The sequence below is a fragment of the Micromonospora sp. NBRC 107095 genome (genome assembly GCF_030269705.1).
Classification (GTDB): domain Bacteria; phylum Actinomycetota; class Actinomycetes; order Mycobacteriales; family Micromonosporaceae; genus Micromonospora; species Micromonospora parva.
The window spans coordinates 261,632-281,543 of sequence record NZ_BSTU01000002.1; the positions used below are offsets into that span (position 1 = coordinate 261,632).

At 73.4% G+C, this 19,912-nt stretch carries 17 protein-coding genes; 4 read left to right on the forward strand and 13 right to left on the reverse strand.

Annotation, left to right across the window (positions count from 1 at the left end; translation table 11 throughout):
- Nucleotides 1-29: 29 nt before the first annotated feature.
- From QSK15_RS13505 to QSK15_RS13520, 4 genes are all read right to left on the reverse strand, one after another.
- A complete protein-coding gene (locus tag QSK15_RS13505) occupies nt 30-3,488 on the reverse strand; it encodes an SCO7613 C-terminal domain-containing membrane protein (RefSeq protein ID WP_285794567.1) in 3,459 nt (1,152 codons plus the stop codon).
- A gap of 47 nt (nt 3,489-3,535) precedes the next feature.
- Nucleotides 3,536-3,856, reverse strand: a complete 321-nt coding sequence (cutA, locus tag QSK15_RS13510; protein ID WP_030336735.1) for a divalent-cation tolerance protein CutA — start codon at nt 3,854-3,856, stop codon at nt 3,536-3,538.
- Between the two features lie 251 nt (nt 3,857-4,107).
- The gene (locus tag QSK15_RS13515) at nt 4,108-5,112 is read right to left on the reverse strand and encodes a 1-acyl-sn-glycerol-3-phosphate acyltransferase (protein ID WP_285794568.1); all 1,005 of its coding nucleotides are present in this window, start codon (nt 5,110-5,112) and stop codon (nt 4,108-4,110) included.
- The gene (locus QSK15_RS13520; protein WP_210862176.1) at nt 5,112-5,945 is read right to left on the reverse strand and encodes a patatin-like phospholipase family protein; all 834 of its coding nucleotides are present in this window, start codon (nt 5,943-5,945) and stop codon (nt 5,112-5,114) included. The genes QSK15_RS13515 and QSK15_RS13520 overlap by 1 nt, the downstream gene beginning before the upstream one ends.
- 165 nt (nt 5,946-6,110) lie before the next feature.
- Between QSK15_RS13520 and QSK15_RS13525 the strand changes: the two genes are divergently transcribed.
- Nucleotides 6,111-7,589 carry a serine/threonine protein kinase gene (locus QSK15_RS13525; protein WP_285794569.1) on the forward strand — a complete coding sequence of 493 codons (1,479 nt, stop codon included), beginning with the start codon at nt 6,111-6,113 and terminating at the stop codon, nt 7,587-7,589.
- Nucleotides 7,590-7,606: 17 nt separating this feature from the next.
- Here QSK15_RS13525 and QSK15_RS13530 read toward each other — a convergent pair whose 3' ends face one another.
- The 9 genes from QSK15_RS13530 to QSK15_RS13570 all read right to left on the reverse strand — a co-directional run bounded on the left by QSK15_RS13530 (nt 7,607) and on the right by QSK15_RS13570 (nt 16,983).
- Nucleotides 7,607-8,662 carry a glycosyltransferase family 4 protein gene (locus QSK15_RS13530; RefSeq protein WP_285795115.1) on the reverse strand — a complete coding sequence of 352 codons (1,056 nt, stop codon included), beginning with the start codon at nt 8,660-8,662 and terminating at the stop codon, nt 7,607-7,609.
- A gap of 157 nt (nt 8,663-8,819) precedes the next feature.
- Entirely contained in the window at nt 8,820-9,491 is a 672-nt protein-coding gene (locus tag QSK15_RS13535; RefSeq protein ID WP_285794570.1) for a BON domain-containing protein, read from the reverse strand.
- Between the two features lie 181 nt (nt 9,492-9,672).
- Nucleotides 9,673-11,286 (reverse strand): trypsin-like peptidase domain-containing protein, encoded by a 1,614-nt coding sequence (locus QSK15_RS13540; RefSeq protein WP_285794571.1) that lies wholly within the window; start codon nt 11,284-11,286, stop codon nt 9,673-9,675.
- Nucleotides 11,287-11,348: 62 nt separating this feature from the next.
- Nucleotides 11,349-12,911: a sensor histidine kinase gene (locus QSK15_RS13545; RefSeq protein WP_285794572.1), complete on the reverse strand. Its 1,563-nt coding sequence runs from the start codon at nt 12,909-12,911 to the stop codon at nt 11,349-11,351.
- Nucleotides 12,908-13,609 (reverse strand): response regulator transcription factor, encoded by a 702-nt coding sequence (locus tag QSK15_RS13550; RefSeq protein ID WP_030336721.1) that lies wholly within the window; start codon nt 13,607-13,609, stop codon nt 12,908-12,910. The genes QSK15_RS13545 and QSK15_RS13550 overlap by 4 nt, the downstream gene beginning before the upstream one ends.
- Before the next feature lie 72 nt (nt 13,610-13,681).
- A complete protein-coding gene (locus QSK15_RS13555; protein WP_285794573.1) occupies nt 13,682-14,293 on the reverse strand; it encodes a PadR family transcriptional regulator in 612 nt (203 codons plus the stop codon).
- On the reverse strand, nt 14,290-15,114 hold the full coding sequence (locus tag QSK15_RS13560) for a DUF4097 family beta strand repeat-containing protein (RefSeq protein ID WP_285794574.1): 825 nt from the start codon (nt 15,112-15,114) through the stop codon (nt 14,290-14,292). Before QSK15_RS13560 ends, QSK15_RS13555 begins: the two co-directional genes overlap by 4 nt.
- Before the next feature lie 142 nt (nt 15,115-15,256).
- The gene (locus QSK15_RS13565; protein WP_502889582.1) at nt 15,257-16,195 is read right to left on the reverse strand and encodes a lysophospholipid acyltransferase family protein; all 939 of its coding nucleotides are present in this window, start codon (nt 16,193-16,195) and stop codon (nt 15,257-15,259) included.
- Nucleotides 16,192-16,983: a GNAT family N-acetyltransferase gene (locus QSK15_RS13570; protein WP_285794575.1), complete on the reverse strand. Its 792-nt coding sequence runs from the start codon at nt 16,981-16,983 to the stop codon at nt 16,192-16,194. Before QSK15_RS13570 ends, QSK15_RS13565 begins: the two co-directional genes overlap by 4 nt.
- A 160-nt stretch (nt 16,984-17,143) precedes the next feature.
- On the opposite strand from QSK15_RS13570, the gene QSK15_RS13575 reads away from it, so the two are divergent.
- The 3 genes from QSK15_RS13575 (at nt 17,144) to QSK15_RS13585 (ending at nt 19,677) form a co-directional block, all read left to right on the forward strand.
- A complete protein-coding gene (locus QSK15_RS13575; protein WP_285794576.1) occupies nt 17,144-17,791 on the forward strand; it encodes a hypothetical protein in 648 nt (215 codons plus the stop codon).
- A gap of 141 nt (nt 17,792-17,932) precedes the next feature.
- Nucleotides 17,933-18,868, forward strand: coding sequence for an ABC transporter ATP-binding protein (locus tag QSK15_RS13580; RefSeq protein WP_285794577.1), 936 nt, complete (start codon nt 17,933-17,935; stop codon nt 18,866-18,868).
- Nucleotides 18,865-19,677 (forward strand): ABC transporter permease, encoded by an 813-nt coding sequence (locus QSK15_RS13585; RefSeq protein WP_285794578.1) that lies wholly within the window; start codon nt 18,865-18,867, stop codon nt 19,675-19,677. Before QSK15_RS13580 ends, QSK15_RS13585 begins: the two co-directional genes overlap by 4 nt.
- Nucleotides 19,678-19,912 lie beyond the last annotated feature (235 nt).

Consider the following 19,912-nt stretch of genomic DNA (forward strand, 5'->3'; position numbering starts at 1 on the left):
AGGGCAGGCCCTACCCCTAGTGGGCCGGCTCAGTCCAGCCGGCCCACCGCGGCGCGCAGTCGGGCCAGGTCACGTCGCCGCCGCTCGTAGGTCGCGGCAAGCCCGACCAGTGCCAGCCCGCCGACCCCCAGATAGATCCAGCGGGGCAGCAGATCCCACCCACGGGCCAGCTCGTGCAGCGCCAACAGCGTCAGCACCCCGCCGCCGAGCAACACCGGCGCCTGCCAGCGGCGGTTCGCGCCGGCCAGCACCACACCGACCGCCGCCGCGCCGAGGAGCAGTCGCCGCCACGGCTGCGGGTCCGGCCCGGCCAGCACCGACACGAGACTGGGCAGCAACGCCGCCACCAGCCCCGGGCCGAGAGCCGGCCAGCTGGTCAGCCCTGGCCGGGTGCGCAGCGCCAGCAGACCCGCGCCGACGGCGAGCGCCGCAGCCGGCAGCGTGTACGCCTCCAGCACCGTCACCCCACCGGCAGCCAACAGCACCCAGGCCCCGAGCAACTCGCTGCCGGCGGCGATCCCGGCGAACGCCCACCGCCGACCGGCCGGTTCACCCCGGCGCAGCAGTCGCAGCGCGACGGCGACACCCCAGAGCACGCAGACGGTGGCGAGATGCCGTGCCACCTCGACGGCGAACACCGCCGCCACCAGCGCGACAGCCTGCGCGGCGGCGTCCAGCACCCGTCCCGGCCGGGCCCGGGCCGGGGTGACCGCCGCAGCGGCCAACGTCACCGCGGCCACCGCCAGCAGTGGGTACGCGGCCACCCGCAACGGCAGCCCGCCGGCGAGCGGGGCGGTCACCGCCAACGCGGACGCCGCACCCACGGCGGCGAGAGAACCGACGACTCGTACCGCGGACCTGCGCGCCCCGACGGCGACCGCGGCCGCCGCGACCAGCAGCACCCCCTCGGCCGCGAGCGTCGCCGCCCGGGTGGCCAGCAGACCCGCCACACCGGAGGCCACCAGCACCACGCCCACCGGTACGGCGACCGGGGCGAGCGCCGGGCGGGGCGGAGCCAGCGCGGTGAACAGCAGCGCGGCCAGCCCGGCGAGCAGAACGGCGGCCGGCAGCACCGGCCAGGGCGCCCCGATCGCGATGAGCAGCACCGGCAGCGCCGCCGCGACGAACGGCAGGGCGGCCGGCACCGGCAGCCCCACCCGCCGACCGGCCAACGCCCCGGCCACCGCCAGCACGACCAGCGCGAACCCCACCGGGAGCACCGTCGGGTCGGCGACGACAGTCGGAACCCCCGACCACAGCCGGCCCCGCCCGTCGTGCGGCGATCCGAGCGCGGTCAGCACCGTCGGCAGGACCACCAGCACGGCCACCGCCGCCAGCGTTCCGCCCGCAGCCAGCGACAGTGCCGACCGGGCCGGCCCGCGCTCGGCCGCCGAAGGCGGGTCCCCGAGGGCCGCCTGACCGGAGTCGCTCACCGACGGCACCCGGCAGGCGACGAACACGACGCCCAGCGCCGCCAGCGCGGCGTACAACGCGAGCGGTTCGTCACCGGCCCCGACCAGCGGCGCGAGGGCGGGCACGGCCACCGCGACGACGGCCCCGGTCTCCGCGTACCCGATCAGCTCCACCCGGTGACGACGCGCCGCGAGCGCCGCGACCAGCGACAGCCCGGCCCCGGCCAGCGCGAGCCGGGCCTGCCACCACGGTGGGGCGCCCGCGGCGAACAGCGCCACCCCCGCGATGGCGGGCAGCGTGAGCTGCCCGACCAGCAGACCCGCACCGGCCACCGCCCGGTACGCCCCGGCCTCCCGTCGTACGCCCAGTGCCAGCCCGAGCGCGGCGAGAACGCCGAGTGCCACCAGGACGCCGGTCGGGGCGGCCAGTGCGACGAGCAACCCGTGCCCGAGCAGGACGGCACCGCCGAGCGCACGGGTGAGCAGGACGACCGGCGGGGTGGCCGGGCGGGCCAGCACGGCGAGCAGCAGCGCGACCCCGCCGACCAGGTCGACGGCGACCACCTGAGGCCAGGAGGCCGTCCAGCCGGCGGGCACGGCGAACAGCACCGCCACCGCACCGGCCGTGCCGAGCACCGCCCGCGCGTTGCGGGGCAGCAGGAGCACCGCCGCACCGACCGCCAGCGCCACGGCGGGCGCCAACTGCCAGCCCCAGCGCAGGTCCGATCCGAGTCCAGCCCCACCCCACGGTGGCAGTGACCGGCCGACGGCGGCGGCCGCCAGCCCGATGGTGATCAGCACGGTCACCTGTGCCGTGCCCGCCGCGACGAACAGCGCACCGGCCCGCGCACCGGCCCGCCAACCGTCGCCACCGCGCACCGCCGGCAGTAGCCGCACGGCAGCGGCCAACCCGAGCGCCACCGCCGCCGTGGCGAGCAGCAGCACTGACGGCCGCAGCTCGGCCACCGGACGCAGCACTGTGCCGGCGAGGACCGGCACCAGCAGCCCCGCCGCCACCGCCCGCAGCGCCCGCCCCCCGACGAGCCAGGCCGCACCGAACCCGACCAGCGCGACCAGCAACAGCGGCACACCGGCCAGCAGCGCGGAGCCCTCCGCCCGCCCGCTGACCAGCGGCACCAGCGCGCACGCCGCAGCACCCAGCAGCGCGGCGACATGGGCGATGCCGGCCAGCACCCGGCCGACGAGCTGCGCCGCCCCTTCCCGGCCGCGCAGCGCGGCAAACACGGCCAGGTTCAGCAACGCCACCCCGAGCAGGATCACCGCCCACCCGGCCGCCCCCGCCCCGGTCTCGGCGGCGAGCAGCGGCAACGCCGGCTGGGCGGCCACCAGGGCGGCGAACCACGGCCCCGTCAACCCGCTCCACCTGCCGTACGCCACGGCGACCGCCGCGCTGGCCCCCCCGACCAGCGCGGCGTACCGGCTGCCCGGCCAGCCGGCCACGCCGGCCAGGTCCACCGACCAGGCCGCGTAACCGTCCAGCACCACCAGCAGCAACCCCACCGCGGCGAACGTCTCCGCCGTACCGCGCAGCCCTCGGCGGACCGCCAGCAGCGGCACGCCCAGGGCGAGCGCGGTGAACGCGGTCAGGATCAACGCCCGCCCGCCAACCCCCACCGCCGCCCAGGCGACAGCCGTGAACACCACCGCCGCCGTGCCCAGCAGGAGTCCACCGAGGACGAAGAGCAGACCCTGGACCGCCCGCGTCGAGGTCTCCGCCGCACCCGGCCGTGAATTCGCCCCGACGCCAGGGCCCGGACCGATGGCCGGCGCCGGCCCGACGAGCGACGGCGGGCGCGCCACGACCGGGGCAGCCAACCCGGCACGGACGACCGCCGCCAGTTCGGCCCGCCGCCGCGACACGGCCGTCAGGCGTCCGGCCAGCTCGGTGTACGCGCGGCGAGCCCGCTCCACCTGCGGCTCCAGCTCGGCGACCTCCCGGCTCAGCCGGACCACCTCGGCGGCGATCGGGTCGGGCGCGCGCCGGCAGCCGGAGCAACCGGCACTCAGATCGGCCGGCGCACCGCAGGCGGGGCAGGGGTAACGGGTGTCGTCCACCCGGTCATCATCGACAGCGCCCGGGGTACGCCCCAGAGTGCGCGTACTCAGGAACGGGTGTGCTCGTACACCCAGGTGGCGTAGTCGGGGTTGCCGCTCTCCACCCTGGACACCAGGATCTCCGGCACCTCGTACGGGTGACTCACCCGGATCTGGTCCAGCAACGCGGCGAGCCGGTCCGGTGCGGTCTTGAACTGCACCGACCATTCGGTGCTCGTCTCCATTCCGGACCGCCACCAGTAGGTGCTGTCCACCTGACCACCCACCTGGGCGCAGGCGGCGAGCCTGCCGGCGACGGCCGCGGCCGCCAGCACATCGGCGACCGAACGCGCGTCAACCACAGTTGTCACCACGCAGATCTCGTCCACGCCCGCACCCTACGCGGCCGTACGCCGCTGAGCCCGCCTTTCGCTCGCGGCCTTTACGCTCCGCATCGCCGCGCTCACCAAACCTCGCTTTCGCTCGCGACTGCGGGGCTCCGCTTCGCTGCACTCCTCGCGCTCACCGGATCCTGTTTTCGTTCGCGACTGCGGGGCTCCGCTTCGCTGCACTCCTCGCGCTCACCGGATCCTGTTTTCGTTCGCGACTGCGGGGCTCCGCTTCGCTGCACTCCTCGCGCTCACCGGTTCGCGGCGATCCAGGAGTCGATCTGCGCCCACCAGTCGAAGAGCCAGTCGATGCGGTCCTGCCGCCCGGTCGGAACCTCCTCCGGCGGCACCGACCAGAACCGCATCACGATCCGCTTGTCCATCGGCAGCTCCCGCCACACGTCGGCGACGGTGAGCATCCGGTCCAGTCCGGTGTGGGCGACGAAGATGACCCCGGCGTCCGGTGCGGCCTCCAGCGCGGCGAGCATCCCACCGGGCTGCGGGGCGAGCACGTGGCGCATCCGCTCGGCGCGCAGCGCCATCCGTTCCAGGCCGAGTGAGCGCAGTCGGGCGATGGCACGCAACCGCCGCTTGGGGGTGAAGTTGCCACCCTCGGGGAAGATCACGAACGCGTCGTTGTCGTCCAGGCCGCTGGCCAGGTGCCCAACCTGGCGGACCGTCTCCTCGCCGCGCTCCGGGGTCGGCGCGATGAACCGGTTGGGCAGCCGGTTGAGCAGCACGTCGACCGCTGGATCCCACTGGAGACTGTCCTTGAGGACGATGCGTGGCTCCCGGTGGAACCAGTTGACCAGCCCGTGGATCAGGATGAACGAGTCACCCGGCCCGGCGTGCCGACAGAGCACCACCTCGGGCCGGCCGGGCAGCGCGGTGTCCGGGTCCGTGCCCACCACGTCGATGCTCAACCGCAGCGTCCACCGTGCCTGCCAGAACAACACCCGCAGGAACCAGCCGGCCAGCACGTAGTGCGCGCGCTGGAAGGCCGGCGACCGGGTGCGCCAGCCGAAGCCGGAGACGACCCAGAGCACGAAGAGGGCGAGTAGCGCCGCAGCGTCCCACACCAGGTAGAAGCAGCCGATCCAGAGCAGCCGCAGCGGGCGCAACCGGCCCGGGACCAGCGGGGACGCGGCCGCGGCGAGCAGTGCCCAGACCGGCAGCGTGGTGACCACAAGGAAGGCGAGCAGTACGACGGCGGGGGCCAGCAACAGCCGACGCAGCCACCGGGGAGGCAGCGGCATCACCGCTCCGCGTGGGTGGCGAGGTAGCGCCGGGAGGCGGTGTACGCGCGGCTGATCCGCCGTCCCACCGCCGCCATGTCCCGGTACGCCCACGGCGTGTCGTCGCGGGGGTTCAGCCCGCCGGTCGGCAGGACGTGCACCTCCACCCCCTCGGGCAGCGCCGCCATCTCCCGGAAGAACCGGTGCCGGCGGGAGATCTCGAACGCGACCTGCGCGATCTCCCACGGCCGGCGGGGCGGGGTCAGCTCCCGTTCGATCCGGCCCACCTGGAGGACGTAGATCCGACGGGCACCGACGGCCACCGCCTCGCCGATCGGGATGGAGTTGACGATCCCGCCGTCCACGTAGTGCGCGCCGTCGATCTGCATCGGCGGAAGCAGACCCGGCACCGACGCCGACGCCATCACCGCCGGGACCACCGGACCGCTGTCGAACCAGTGCTCGGCGGCTCGCTCGATGTGGGCGGCGCAGCAGCGGAACGGAACCCGCAGGTCGGCGAAGGTGGTGTCCACCCCCAGCTCGGTTTCGAGCAGACGGCGCAGCGGCCGGGGTGAGTGCAGATGGGTTCGGGCGGCGAAGCGGCGCAGTTGCCGGGCGACCGAGTCGCCGTACACCTCGCTCGCCTCCGGCGAGGCCCACAGCCGGACCAGCCGGTCGGTCACCGCCTCCGACGGGTCGGCGGCGACCAGCGCACCGTTCACCGCGCCGATCGAGGTGCCGAGCACCATGTCGGGTTGGATGCCGGCGCGGAACAGCGCGCGCAACATGCCGACCTCGACCGCGCCGAGCACTCCCCCGCCGCCGAGCACGAACGCCACCGGTCCCCCCGCCATGTCTCCCATCCTGGCACGGGCCCGCCGCCGGCCGTTGGGGCGTGGTCAGCCGACGGTCACCGCACGGCAGGGACCGTCCGCCGACGGCCGGCGGCGACGGCGTTGACAGGCCGGACACATTCGCGCAACCTGATACCGCTCCCACCCCTGAGGCAGGTGCGATCCGTGAAGGCAGCACTGCATCCGGGCCGATTGCTGGCTCGCAGATACCGACTTCTGGACCAGATCGGCGCCGGCGGCATGTCGGTCATCTGGCGTGCCCGGGACGAGGTGCTGGACCGGGTGGTGGCGCTCAAGGTGCTCGCCCCGTCACTCGCCGCCGACGCACGGTTCCGCGGCATGGTGCGCGAGGAGGCGCGGGCCGCCGCCCAGTTGGTGCACCCGCACCTGACCTCCGTGCACGACTACGGCGAGACTGTCGACCCGGACGGCTCGATCACCTCGTTCGTGGTGATGGAGCTGCTCAGCGGCGAGGAGTTGAAGCTCCGGCTCACCGAGGGGCCTTTGCCGTGGACCGAGGCGGTCCAGGTGGGCGCGCAGGTCGCGGACGCGCTGGCCGCCGCGCACCGCCTCGGCATCGTGCACCGGGACATCACCCCGGCCAACGTGATGATGACCGGGACGGGCGCCAAGGTGCTCGACTTCGGCATCGCCACCCGGATCGGCGCACCCGACGAGGATGAGGACGGCGAGACCTTCGGCACCCCGGCGTACGTCGCCCCGGAACGCCTCGACGGCGTGCCGGCCCAGCCGTCCACCGACGTCTACTCACTCGGCGTACTGCTGCACGAGGCGCTCACCGGCCGGGTTCCGTACCCGGCGGACACCTGGGAGCAACTCAGTTCCGCGTTGGCCAGCGGTCCTGCGCCGACGCTCGCCGATCTGCCGGACCTGCCCCCGACAGTGGCCCAGATCTGCCTGCGCAGCCTCGCCCGGAACCCGGCCGACCGGCCGACCGCCCGGCAGGTCGCCACCGCGCTGCGCGACCACTCGCTGCCGGCCGAGCCTCCGACCGCGGCCATCCGGGTGCCCACCGAGCCCTCGCCACCGCCGTCTCCGGCCGTGGCGACGGCCGGTTTGGCGACGGCCGACGGGGCAGGGGACGGCGGGGCCTCCGCCGCGCCGGGCGAGCCGGTGACCGGGGCCGGCTGGTCCCGGCGGCGGCTGGTGTTGTTGCTGGTGCTGGCCGTCGGGGTGACGCTGGCCGGGGTGGCTCTGCTGCCCGAAGAGCAGCCGACCCGCCGGGCGCAACCCTCCGCCGCGCCGGTGGCGACCCCGTCGGCCGACCCGTCGGCCCCCGGGTCGTCCGCGCCGACCCCACTGACCGCATCCCCGTCGGCGAAGCCGACGACCGGCGCGCCCACCTCGAACCCGGGCACCCTGGCCGAGGCCGCCAACCGGGTCGACGGGTTGATCACCGCCGGGTTGAGCGCCGGGGAGATCCGCGAGGACGTGGCCCTCGACCTGCGCAACGAGCTGCGCAACCTGACCGCGGCGGTCAGCTCCGGCCGAGAGAAGCTGGCCCCACCGGTGGCTCGGCTGCGCACGAAGGTCACCGTCCGCGTCGGTGAGGGCGGCATCAGTCCGGCGTACGCGGGTCGGCTCGACGCCGCCATCGCCGAGCTGGGCGCGACCGGGGCCTGACCGGGCGGCACGGCCGGTCAGCGCACCGGCACCCGGACCGGTTCGCGGACGTCGTGCCGGCCAAGGGCGAAGCGCCGGTAGACCTCGGCGTAGCCGCTCGCCATCCGGTCGACCGAGAAGTTCTGCGCAACGTGCGCCACGCAGTCCTCGGGGTCGAGTCGTTCCGCCGCGAGCAACGCCGCGGGCAGTTCCTCCGACCGCTCGACGACGAGCCCGGTCAGCCCCGGCCGGACCAGCTCCGGCACCGCACCCCGGTTGAGCGCGACCACCGGCGTGCCGGTCGCCATCGCCTCCAGCATCACCATGCCGAACGGCTCGTCCCACTGGATCGGCATGATCAGGCAGCGGGCGTCGACCAGCATCCGCAGCGTTGCCGCGCGGTCCGCGTTGAGCACGACTGTCACGTCATCGCCGACCATCGGCGCGACAACCTGCTCGTAGTAGCGGCGCTCGGCCGGCTCGTTGCACTTGCCGGCCAGCAGCAGCGGCAACCCGGCGGCCCGGCACGCCCGGATGGCGGTGTCCGGGCCCTTGTCCGGGCTGAACCGGGCCAGCCACAGCACCGGCCCCGCGCCGGGCGTGTGCTTACGCGGAAAGCCGCGGATGTCCAGCGCGTTATGCACCGTCCCGGCCCACTGCAGATTCGGGTTCAGCCGGCGCTGGGCGTGCGAGATCGCCACCAGGGCGACCCCCGCGTCGACGTCGCTCAGCACGTCGCCGTACTCCCCCACCGGGTTTCCGTGCACCGTCGCGACCGTCGGCACGGCCCGACGACCGGCGACCAGCGGGCCGATAGTGGTGTGGTCGTGGATCACGTCGAAGTCGGCAGCGCTGATCAACCGTCTCACCCGGGCCAGGTGAGCCAGCTCCGGCAGTGACTCGCCGAGCCGCTCGTACTGGACCTCGGCGACGGTGGAGACGAAGCCGCCGGCTGCCGTGCCGTGGTCACCGCCGGCGCCGAAGAGGGTCACCGCGTGCCCCTGCCGGCAGAGCGCGTCCACCAGGGCGGCCACGACCTGCTCAAGGCCGCCGTAACCGGGCGGAGGTACGGACAACCACGGCGGAACCACCATCGCGATACGCAGCGACCGCTCCTCCGGGCGGCCCGCAGGCGGGTGGTTCACGGCCACGAATCCTCCCCGTTGGTCCCCGGTGCGGTGACACGGCCGGTCAAGCCGGTCGGCGGCGGGTTCCCCGTGGTGTCCCCGGTAAACCGGACACGACGGACGATCACCCGCCCACCAGAAGCTGGTCGTGGACCGACCGCACCCCCGGCGCGGACCACGCCACCCGCTCCACCTGGTCGCGTTCCCACCAGGACCGGACCACTCCGGCGAGGACCAGCGTGTCGCCGTCCACCTCGACGGTCACCCGCTCGCCGCCGAGGGTGCGCGCCAACGCCCGCTGGACGTCCTGCCGCAGCCGCTCGCCGGCCGGTGGCGCCGGGGGTCGTACCTCGATCAGGTTGGTGATGCCCCGGATGCCGTCGAGGCGACGCACCTCACCCTCGGCGGCCCGTCGCTGCCACCCGAACTCGACCTCGCCGCGCAGCATCAGCCAGCCGTTGGCCACTGTCACGTCCAGCCGCTCGGCGGGCACGAAACTGTCCCACTCCAGGGCGCGGGTGGCGGCGATGGCGACCTCGGCGTCGGTACGCCCCGGGGTGCCGGGCAGCCGCACCTCCATCTCGTCGGCCACCGCCCGTACGCCGCGAACCCGCTGCGCACAGCGGGTCGCGGCCCAACCGCGAGCGGCACCGTCCACGAATCCGGTCAGGGTGACCACGCCCTGGTCGACGGTCACCCCGATCTCGTTCGGTTGCAGCTGGGCGTCCCAGGCCAGCTCGGCCAGGACGTCGCGTTGGATCCGCTGGTCGTCACGCACACCCACCACCTCGGTCATGGCACCCACCCCCGGTTCCGGTCGCCGAGACTCGCCCACCGAACCTGCCGGGCAGACGGGTGACGGCGGTTCACCCGATCCGGGTGAACCGCCGTCCGGGCGGAAAAGCGGCGGGTGACGGAGCCGACCCCCTCGGCCCCGCCACCCGCCGCCGGAGGGAGGAAGCAGGTTCAGGTAGTGATCAGGACGTCTCGGCGAGCGTGACGGTCACCGACTTCTCGGCGCCGTTGCGCTTGAACTGCACCTCGACCCGGTCGCCGACCTTGCCGGCCTGCACCGCGCCGACCAGGTCGTCCGAGTCGTTGACCGGCTTGTCGCCGAACCGGGTGACGACGTCGCCGCGCTGGAGGCCGGCCTTCTCCGCCGGGCTGCCCGGGGTGACCGACGCGACGAGCGCGCCGCCGCCCTCAGCCTGGTTGACGCCGACCCCGAGCGACGGGTGGCTGACCTTCTCGCCACGCTGGAGCTTGCCGGCGACGTCCTTGGCCTTGTTGCTGGGGATGGCGAACCCGACGCCGATGTTGCCGGTGCTCTGCCCGGAGGTCGCGATGGCGGTGTTGACGCCGATCACCTCGCCCCGGGTGTTGACCAGCGCGCCGCCGGAGTTGCCGGGGTTGATCGGCGCGTCGGTCTGGAGCAGGCCGGAGATCGAACTGACGGTCTGGCTCTGCTGCTGGCGCGGGTCCTGCGGCTGGCCCTCACCGGCGCGGATGGTGCGGTCGCGGGCGCTGAGGATGCCCGAGGTCACCGAACCCTGCAGGCCGAGCGGGCTGCCCAGGGCGAGCACCTGGTCGCCAACCTGCATGGCGTCGCTGTCACCGAACTTCGCCGGCTTGAGGTCGCTCACCCCGGTGGCCTTCACCACGGCCAGGTCGGTCTTCGGGTCGGTGCCGATGATCTTCGCGTCGGCGGTCTTGCCGTCGGCGAAGACCACCCGTACGGCGTCACCGGCGGCGGACGCGACCACGTGGTTGTTGGTCAGCACGTACCCGTCGGCGCTGAGCACCACCCCGGAGCCCTCACCGCTGTCGGTGGTGATCGAGACGACGCTGTCCTGCACCGACGCGGCGATCTTCGGCAGGTCCGCGCCATTGATCACGGGGGCTGCGGAGTAGGTGCGGGTGATGCCACCGCTGTCGCCGTCGAGGGCCAGCGCGAGCGCCCCACCGGCCACGCCGGAACCGAGCATCAGCGCGAACACCGCGACGCCGGCACCGGCGAACTTGGCGATCCGGCCCGGTCGGGGACCGCTGCCGGGCGGCGCGACCTGCGGGCCCCACGGCGGGACCGGCTGGCCGGGGTGCTGAGCGTGCAGACCGGGGTGCTGAGGGTGCTGCTGGTGCTGGTGCTGCTGGTGCTGGCCGTACGCCATGCCCGGCTGGCCCCCGCCGGCCCAGCCGGACTGCTGGCCCGCGTACCAGGGGGCACCGGGGTAGTGACCGGCGGCCGGCTGTGGGTAGCCGGGCTGGCCGGGCGCGGGGTGACCCGAGACCGGGTACGGCGGCGCAGACGGGGTGGCGGCCGGGCGCTCGTAGCCGGTCGGCGGCTCGTACCCGGTCGACGGGACGGCGGCCGGAGCACCGGCGGGCGCGGCGGCCGGGGTGGCGGCCGTGGTCTCCGGGTCAGCGGCGGTCGAGACGACCGTCGGGTCACCGTCGGTCGACACGGACTGCATGGGGGTGGTCGGGGAGTCGGACTGCACGCGCTCGTCGCGCGGCAGCTCGGCGGTGGGGTGCGACGGCTCGGCGTCGGTGGGGGCCGGCCGGCGCTGCGGGTCGGACTCGAACTCGGTCATGGCACTACCTTCTCCCCCAGCACTGCAATCAAGCTGGAACCGTCCTGGAAGTTGGCTGAAAGTCACTCGGCCGCGTCGTCGACCTGTGGCAGCAACGGCAGCCGGACCCGGAAGGTGGCCCCACCGCCGGGCGTCTCGGTCACCTCGACCGAGCCGTGGTGGGCGGCGACCAGGGCGGCCACGATGGCCAGGCCGAGACCGGTGCCGGTGTTGCCGTCGGCCCGCCGCGTACGGGCCGCGTCGGCCCGGTAGAACCGCTCGAAGACCCGCTCCGCCTGCTCAGACGAGAGACCGGGGCCGGTGTCGGCCACCTCCACGACGGCTAAGCCGCCCGGCTCGGCACGCAGGCGTACCCGGATCTCGGCCTCCGGCGGGGTGTGGGTGAGCGCGTTGGTGACCAGGTTGCCGATCACCTGCCGCAACCGCGCGTCGTCGGCGGAGACGACCAGCGGACCCGATTCGGGCTCGATCTCCAGCTCGATCCGCCGGTCCGGTGCCATCGCCCGCGCGGCCTGCACGGCGTCGGAGGCGAGCACCGGCAGCTCCACCGGGGTCAGCGCGAGCGGCCGTTCCCGGTCCAACCGGGCGAGCAGCAGCAGGTCCTCCACCAGCAGCCCCATCCGGGCCGCCTCGTCCTCGATCCGGCGCAGCAGGCCGGCGGTCTGCTCCGGCGCGCGGGCCGCACCCTGCCGGTACAGCTCGGCGAAACCACGAATGGTGGTGAGCGGGGTACGCAACTCGTGGGAGGCGTCGGCGACGAACTGCCGCATCCGCTCCTCGGAGCGGATGGCCCGCGACTCGGACGCCTGAGCGGCGGCGGCGGCGTCGCGGGCGGCGCTCTCCGCCCAGCGGGCCGAGGTTTCCGAGGCGGCCCGGGCGGTGAACGCCGCCTCGATCTGGGTGAGCATCGCGTTCAGCGCACGGGAGAGCCGGCCCAGCTCAGAGGTCGGATACTCCTGCCCCTCCTCCGGGTCGGGCACCCGGCGGGTCAGGTCACCGCCGGCGATCGCGGCGGCGGTGCGTTCGATCTCCACCAACGGTTTGAGGCTGGTCCGGACGATCGCCGCGCCGACCGAGGCCAGCATGATCAACACCGCACCGCCGACCAGTAGGTCTATCCAGGCCAGCCGTTTCACGGCGAGGTCGACGTCGGTCAGGTGCTCGCCGATCGCCGCCATCTGGCCGTTCGGCAGCTCGGTGTAGAGCACTCGCCAGCGCAGCGAACTGTCCCGCGCGCGGACGGTGCGTGGCTTGCCGTCCTGGGCCTTCTCCTGCTGCTCGAATCCGGCCGCGTTGCTCGGCCAGGGCGGCAGATCCGCCGTCGTGAAGCGGGACTTGTCGTACGCGAAGTCCATCACCTGGCCGGTTGTCGTGCTGGTCAGCACAACCACGTAATCGCTGGGCAGCGAGACGACGTTCGACGAGGGCATCATGGACTGGATGCGGCCCGCCGAGTCGCGCAGCTCAAGGTCGATCTGCTCAACCAGATAGTTGTGCAGGAAGTAGGCGGTCGAAACGCTGATCACCACCAGGGCGCCGGAGACCAGCGCCAGCACCGAGGCGACCAGCTTGATCCGCAGGGGTACGCCCCGTACCCGACCCTTCGCCTGCTGGACCGCGTTCACGCCGCCGGCTTGCGCAGCACGTATCCCACCCCGCGGAGAGTGTGGATCAGCCGGGGCTGGGTGGTGTCGACCTTGCGCCGCAGGTACGAGATGTAGGACTCGACGATGTTGTCGTCGCCCCGGAAGTCGTAGTTCCAGACGTGGTCGAGGATCTGCGCCTTGGACAGCACCCGGTTGGCGTTGAGCATCAGGTACCGCAGCAGCTTGAACTCGGTCGGCGACAGCTGCACGCGCTGGCCGGCCCGGTGCACCTCGTGGGTCTCCTCGTCCAACTCCAGGTCGGCGAAGGTGAGCCGCGACGGGGCCTGCTCGCCGGTCGTGGTGCGGCGCAGCACGGCGCGGATCCGGGCGGTCAGCTCCTCCAGGCTGAACGGCTTCGTGACGTAGTCGTCACCGCCCAGGGTCAGCCCACGGATCTTGTCGTCGGTGGCGTCCCGGGCGGTCAGGAACACCACCGGGGTACGCGTGCCGCCCTCGCGGAGCATCCGGATGACCTCGAAGCCGTCCAGGTCGGGAAGCATCACGTCGAGCACCACCAGGTCGGGCCGGTGGTCCTTGGCGGCGTTGAGCGCCGCGCTCCCGCTTGTCGCGGTGGCCACGTCGAAGCCCGCGAACCGCAGGCTCGCGGAGAGCAGTTCGAGGATGTTGGGGTCGTCCTCGACGACAAGCAGTCGCGCCTCGGTCTGGGTAGCGGGCATGTGCCCATCATCGGTGACGTCACTGCGCCAGCGCTGGACGCTTCCTGCAAAAAGGCTGTGAGTCGCCGTCGGTCAGCGCAGCAGGCGACGCAGCCCATCGAGGGCGCCGTCGAGCAGCCGGATCGCGGTGCGCAGCTGGGTGTCGCTGAACTGCCGGGCGCGCATCAGCCGGCCCACCTCGGCGGTGAACGCGGCCAACCGCTGGTCGAGTTCGTCGATCAGCCCGGCCTGCGGGCCGGTGGTCGACGTCGGGCGGGGCGGCGGCGCGGGCGCCTCCCACCGGGCTCGCCGGGTCTGCCGGGTGGCCTCGCTCAGCTCCCGTTTGAGGTCGCGCACCGATCCGCGTACCTCGCTGCGGATCTCGCCGGCCAGGCTGGAGAGATCCGCCACGGAGGCGGCGATGTCCGCCTCCAGCGCGGTCAGCTCGCCGGCCCGCTGGCGCAGCTCGGCACGCCCGGCGTCGGTGATCTCGTACGTCTTGCGGCCACCGGCCGCGGTGTGGCTGACCAGCCCTTCGACCTCCAGCCGTTGCAGCCGGGGGTAGATGGTGCCGGCGCTGGGCGCGTACAGCCCGAGGAACCGGTCCTCCAGCAGTCGGATCAGCTCGTAGCCGTGCTTCGGGCCGTCGTCGAGGAGCTTGAGCAGGTAGAGCCGGAGCCGACCGTGGCTGAACACGGCGGTCACGGCAGCTCCTCCCCGTCGTCGTCGACCGCTCGGGCGAGCAGGGCGATGCTCCCCGAGGTCGCGGAAGCCCAGAGCTTACCCTCGCCGGCGCCGAGCACCCCTTCGCTGCTGGGCAGCGGGAACGTCGAGGTGTGCACCTGCGGAAAGCCGCTGGTGATCCGGCCGGAGGCGGTGTTCAGCCGGACGGTGAGGTCGCTGTCCTCCCGGACCCGGACGGTGATGCTGCCCGAGATGGTGGTCAGGGTGATGTCGCTGCGCCGGGGATTGTCCAGGTCGCAGGTGATGGCGCCGGACACGGTCTGGGCGCGCACCCGCTCGGCGGCGCTGTCGGCGAGGATCACCTCCCCGGAGACCGTCTCGAGGCTGAGGTCGCCACGGACGCCGAGCGCCTCCACCGGCCCGGAGGTGATCGTCGCTGTGGTGTTGCCGCGCAGGGCCATCAGGGTGATCTGACCGGCGACGACGTCGACCCTGGTCTGCCGGCGCAGGCCGGACGCGACGAGCTGGCCGGCGACCAGGCTCAGGTCGGCGAGGGTGTCGGCGGGCACGGCCACGGAGACGTTCACCCGCGGGAAACGGTGCATCGACCGGAACCACCCCAGCACGCCCGACCAGCCCCGGCCGCGCTCCTGGCGGATGACGAGCCGGCCGTCGGCGTGGTCGATCAGGACCGGGCGGCGGCCGACCTGGGTGACGTCGATCCGGGCCGGACCGTCGGTGGCGACCACGTTGAGCCGTCCACTGATCAGTCGGACGTCCAGCCTGACGACCGGATCGTCCACTGTGAGCCGCTGCGGGCTCTCGATCGTCCATCCGGCCATGGCGTCCCCCTCTCGCCGACGCGCGGACGCACGCCGAACACGCGAAGAATGTAACGCGATACATCGCGACACCACAAGACAGTCGCGAGTGTCGGGCGCCTCCGCACGGAGCGGGCGCGGAGTACGGGCGCGGACCTCTCCCTCAGGCCGCCAGGTCCAGCTCCCGATCGGGGGTGTGCGTCGGCACCGGAACAGTCGGGGTCGCTGTGGGGACCGCCCGCAGCCGGGCCGGCGTCCGGGCACCCGCGACTGGCAACAGGTGTACGGCCGACTCGGCGGCCCGGGCCAGCCACCGCCGGTCGGCGCCACGGGCCGGGTGCAGCGCTCCGGCGATCGTCACCGAGACCACCAGCTCCCGCGCCGCGACCACCCGGGCCACCGAGCGCAGCAGGGTGTCCGCGCCGAGGAAGGCGGCGATCGTGGTGGTCGACCCGGTGGCCGCGCAGCGGTAGCTGAGCCGCAGCGGCACCACCGGACTGCCGGTGTCGATGGCCGCCTGGAACGTCGCGGGCCGGAAACCACCGCCGGGGCGGCAGTCGGTCGCGTTGCTTCCGGCGCACCACGTCGTACCCTCCGGAAAGACCGCCACCGACCGCCCGGCGCGCAGCGCGTCGGCGACCCGGCCGACGGTGGTCGGCAACGCCAGCGGCCGGGACCGGTCCACGAAGACGGTGCCCGCCGCCGCGGCCAGCAGCCCGAGTACCGGCCACGAGCGGACCTCCCGCTTCGCGACCATCCGGGTGGGCGCGACCGCCAGCACCGCGAGGATGTCCAGCCAGGAGACGTGGTTGGCGACCAGCAGCGCGCGCCGCCGGGGCAGCCGCCCCTTCACCACCAGGCGGACACCGAAGGCGCGCACGGTGGCGCGGGCCCAACCGCTGATCAGCGTCTGCCGCTCCCGGGTGGGAAGCACCGGCGACAGCAGCGCCACCGGGATCCCGGCCAGCAGCATGCCGAGCGCGGCGACCAGCCGGAGCACCCGGCGGGCCACCGGCACGGTGGGCACCTCTCCGGCCATCGGCAGGCAGTCGTCGTCGCAGCCCGAGGAGGGCCGCCACAGGTCACGCGGCACGCCGGTCACCGCTGCTCCCCGCCCAGGAAGTGCCGCAGGTAGCGCGGGTTCATCCGGTCCAGGGAGAAGAGGACGTAGAAGTCCGCGCAGCCGAAGTCGCTGTCGTACGACGGCTCGCCGCAGATCCACGCGCCCAGCCGGAGATAGCCCCGCAGCAGTGGCGGAATGGTGACGCGCCCGGCGGCGGTGACCGGGCCGGTGGCGGTGGGGAGCGGGCCGGCTGCGGAGGCGGCCTCGGCGAACCAGGGCCGCAACGGGCGGACCCGCAGCGGCGGCGGCGACAGGTGGCGGGCCTGGGCCTGGGCCCACACCTCGGCGACCGTCCGCCCGCCGTCGGCCACCGGCACCGACGCACAGCCGCCGAGCCAGCGCGAGCCACGCAGGTGCAGGTAACGGGTGAGGCCAGCCCACATCAGGTTGATCACCGCCCCGGAGCGATGGTCCGGGTGCACACAGGACCGGCCCGTCTCGACCAGGTCGTCACGGAGCGGGTCGAGCGCGGTGAGGTCGAACTCGTTCTCGGCGTACCGCCGAGCGGTGCGTCCCGGTGGCAGCAGCCGGTACGTGCCGACCACCTCGCCGGTGCTGTCCTCGCGGACGATCAGATGGTCGCAGTACGCGTCGAAGGGGTCCACGTCCAGCCCGGCCTCGCCGGGAAGGAGGGTGGCGCCCAACTCGGTGGCGAACACCTCGTGGCGCAGGCGTTGCGCGGCCGCGACCTGGATGGGGTCGTCGGCGATCAGCAGGGTGTATCCGCTGGTCGTCAAGGGTGCGCCAGCGGCATGCAGAACGGCCATGGGATCTGTGTAGGTGCCCGGGTTGCCATCCACGGGGACCACTGGTGTCGATCGGGTGAACGCCGGCCGGCGAGACCGCTGGCGACGCCCGGCGGAGACCGTGCGAGGCTGCCCGGGGCAGGCTGGCGACGGCGCCGACACGCACCATCGGAGGTCGACGATGCGCATCGAGTCCCGATACAACGGGCCGGCCGGTTCCGGCAACGGCGGCTGGAGCGCCGGGACCTTCGCCACCGCGGCGGGCGGCAGCGGGCCGGTCGAGGTGACGCTGCGCCGGCCACCACCGCTGGAGACCGAGCTGACCCTGATCGACGGGAAGGTCCGGGACCCGACCGGTGAACTGGTGGCCGAGGTGCGCGCGGCCGGGGTGGTCGATGCCGTCGTACCCCCGGTCGACCTGGAGACGGCGGTGGCCGCCGCGACCCGCTACCCCGGCCTGGTCGAGCATCCGTTCCCCAGCTGCTACGTGTGCGGACCGCAACGGATCGACGGGCTGCGGATCTTTCCCGGCCGGCTGCCGGACGGGCGGACCGCCGCGCCGTTCCGCGCGCCCGCGCAGGTCAGTGAGGCCACGGTCTGGGCGGCGCTGGACTGCCCCGGCGGCTGGGCGGTGCTCGCGCCGGGCCGCCCGTACCTGCTGGGCCGCATCGCCGCGGCGATCGCGGCGCTGCCGCGGCCGGGCGACGAGTGCGTGGTGACCGGGGCGTTGCTGCGCGTCGATGGCCGCAAGGCGCTCGTGCACACCAGCCTGTACGGGCCGGACGGCGCGCTGCTCGGCGCGGCGCGGGCAACCTGGATCGCCCGCTGAACCCGGCGGTAGTCCGCAGGGAGGAGTCGCCTCCGCCCTGCGACGGATCAGGACATACGGACCGCGCCTGATTGACCTTGTTGCATTGGGCCGTCACGCTGTGCCACGGCGTACCTCGACGCCACACACGGGAGGAGAACGATGACTGACGGGCAGCGAAGCCCCACCAGCGACGGTCAGATCGTGGTGTCCGGTCTGACGAAGCAGTACAAGAACGTCCGGGCGGTGAACAACCTGTCCTTCACCGTGGCACCGGGACGGGTGACCGGCTTCCTCGGCCCGAACGGCGCCGGCAAGACCACCACGCTGCGCATGCTGCTGAACCTGGTCACGCCGACCGCCGGCACGGCCACCATCAGTGGTCAGCGGTACGTCGACCTCAGCAACCCGCTGCGGCACGTCGGCGCGGTGCTGGAGGCGTCCAGCGCGCACAAGGGCCGTACCGGCGTCAACCACCTGCGGGTGATCTGCGCGGCGGCCGGGCTGCCCAAGGAGCGGGCCGACGAGGCGCTGGCCCTGGTCGGGCTGACCCCGGCGGCGAAGCGCAAGTTCAAGGGTTACTCGCTGGGCATGAAGCAGCGGCTGGGCATCGCCGCCGCGATGCTCGGTGACCCCCGGGTGCTGATTCTCGACGAGCCGGCCAACGGGCTCGACCCGGAGGGCATCCGGTGGATGCGCGGATTCCTCAAGAACCTCGCCCACGAGGGCCGTACGGTGCTGGTCTCCAGTCACCTGCTGTCGGAGATGCAACTGCTCGCCGACGACGTGGTGATCATCGCGGCCGGGCAGCTGGTCCGGCAGGGTCCGGTCGACCAGGTGCTCGGGTCGATGGCCCAGGGTGCCCGGGTTCGGGTCCGCACCCCGCAGGCCGAGGCGTTGACCGCCGCCCTGAAGGCGCAGTCGGCGACAGTGGACGTCGACGAGCACGGCGTGCTGCTGGTCGCCGGGGTGGACGCCCCGACGATCGGTCGCGCCGCCCTCACCGCCGGTGTGGAGCTGCACGAACTGACCACCGAACGGCCCGATCTGGAACGGGTCTTCCTGGAGCTGACGGCCGGAAAGGCGGGCATCCGATGAACCTGGTCCGATCCGAGCTACTCAAGATCCGCACCACCAGCACCTGGTGGTGGCTGGCTCTCGGCGCGTTCCTCTCGATCGCGCTGGCGTTCGCTGTCAACGCGTGGCTGGCCGTCACGGCGCTCGGCGGCGACGCCGACGAGATCGGCATCAGCGCCGAGCAGGCGACCGCGCCGGCGCAGGCGGCGAACCTCTACACCTCGGGCCAGTACCTCGGGCTGATGTTCGTGATGCTCATCGGCATCCTGATGGTCACCAACGAGTTCTTCCACCAGACCGCGACCACGACGTTCCTGACGACTCCGCGGCGAACGTCTGTCATCGTCAGCAAGCTCGTCGCCGCGAGCCTGCTCGGCTTCATGTTCTGGCTGGCCACCACGCTGATCGACCTGGCTGCCGGCTCGATCTTCCTGTCCGCGAACGACTACGGCACCCAGCTCGGTGAGTGGCCCGTGCAGCGGGCACTGCTGTTCAACCTGCTCGCCTACGCCATCTGGACGATCCTGGGGGTGGGCATCGGCACGCTGATCACCAACCAGCTCGGAGCGGTGATCACGGCTGCCGTGCTCTATCTGATCGGCACCCAGGTGGTGGGTCTGCTGTTCCTGCTCCTGTCGAACCTGCTCGACAGCGAGGCGGTGCTCAAGTGGCAGGTGATCTGGCCCGCTGTGGCATCCCAGGTCATGATCACGGAGGGCACCTCGGAGTTCACCCCGTCCTGGTGGGTAGGCGCCCTGGTGCTGATCGGCTACGCGCTGGTCAGCGGGGTTGTCGGTGTCCTGCTCACCCGGCGGCGCGACATCGCCTGACAGCGCACCCGACCCCGGGGTGGCCGTGACAAGCTGGCCGCTCCGGGGTCGTCACCGCCATCGGCGGCCCGGGGACATCGTGGACCTGACGCGCTACCAGCTCTCCACCAGACGCGCAGCGGTTGCCGAACTTCTGGCATCTTCTGTGAAACCGGCCACGGGACCGAGGCGGAAATGCCTGCGGGATCGGTACGGCGTAGCCTGGGAGCCGTTCAGTCCGTGCTCCTAATCGGGC

Bases quoted from the DNA above. Each gene is read 5' to 3' on its own strand.
- QSK15_RS13530 (WP_285795115.1), bottom strand. From the start codon at position 8,662: ATGGTGGTTCCGCCGTGGTTGTCCGTACCTCCGCCCGGTTACGGCGGC.
- QSK15_RS13520 (WP_210862176.1), bottom strand. From the start codon at position 5,945: ATGGCGGGGGGACCGGTGGCGTTCGTGCTCGGCGGCGGGGGAGTGCTC.
- QSK15_RS13535 (WP_285794570.1), bottom strand. From the start codon at position 9,491: ATGACCGAGGTGGTGGGTGTGCGTGACGACCAGCGGATCCAACGCGAC.
- QSK15_RS13550 (WP_030336721.1), bottom strand. From the start codon at position 13,609: ATGCCCGCTACCCAGACCGAGGCGCGACTGCTTGTCGTCGAGGACGAC.
- QSK15_RS13575 (WP_285794576.1), top strand. From the start codon at position 17,144: ATGCGCATCGAGTCCCGATACAACGGGCCGGCCGGTTCCGGCAACGGC.
- QSK15_RS13570 (WP_285794575.1), bottom strand. From the start codon at position 16,983: ATGGCCGTTCTGCATGCCGCTGGCGCACCCTTGACGACCAGCGGATAC.
- QSK15_RS13515 (WP_285794568.1), bottom strand. From the start codon at position 5,112: ATGCCGCTGCCTCCCCGGTGGCTGCGTCGGCTGTTGCTGGCCCCCGCC.
- QSK15_RS13540 (WP_285794571.1), bottom strand. From the start codon at position 11,286: ATGACCGAGTTCGAGTCCGACCCGCAGCGCCGGCCGGCCCCCACCGAC.
- QSK15_RS13580 (WP_285794577.1), top strand. From the start codon at position 17,933: ATGACTGACGGGCAGCGAAGCCCCACCAGCGACGGTCAGATCGTGGTG.
- QSK15_RS13585 (WP_285794578.1), top strand. From the start codon at position 18,865: ATGAACCTGGTCCGATCCGAGCTACTCAAGATCCGCACCACCAGCACC.
- QSK15_RS13560 (WP_285794574.1), bottom strand. From the start codon at position 15,114: ATGGCCGGATGGACGATCGAGAGCCCGCAGCGGCTCACAGTGGACGAT.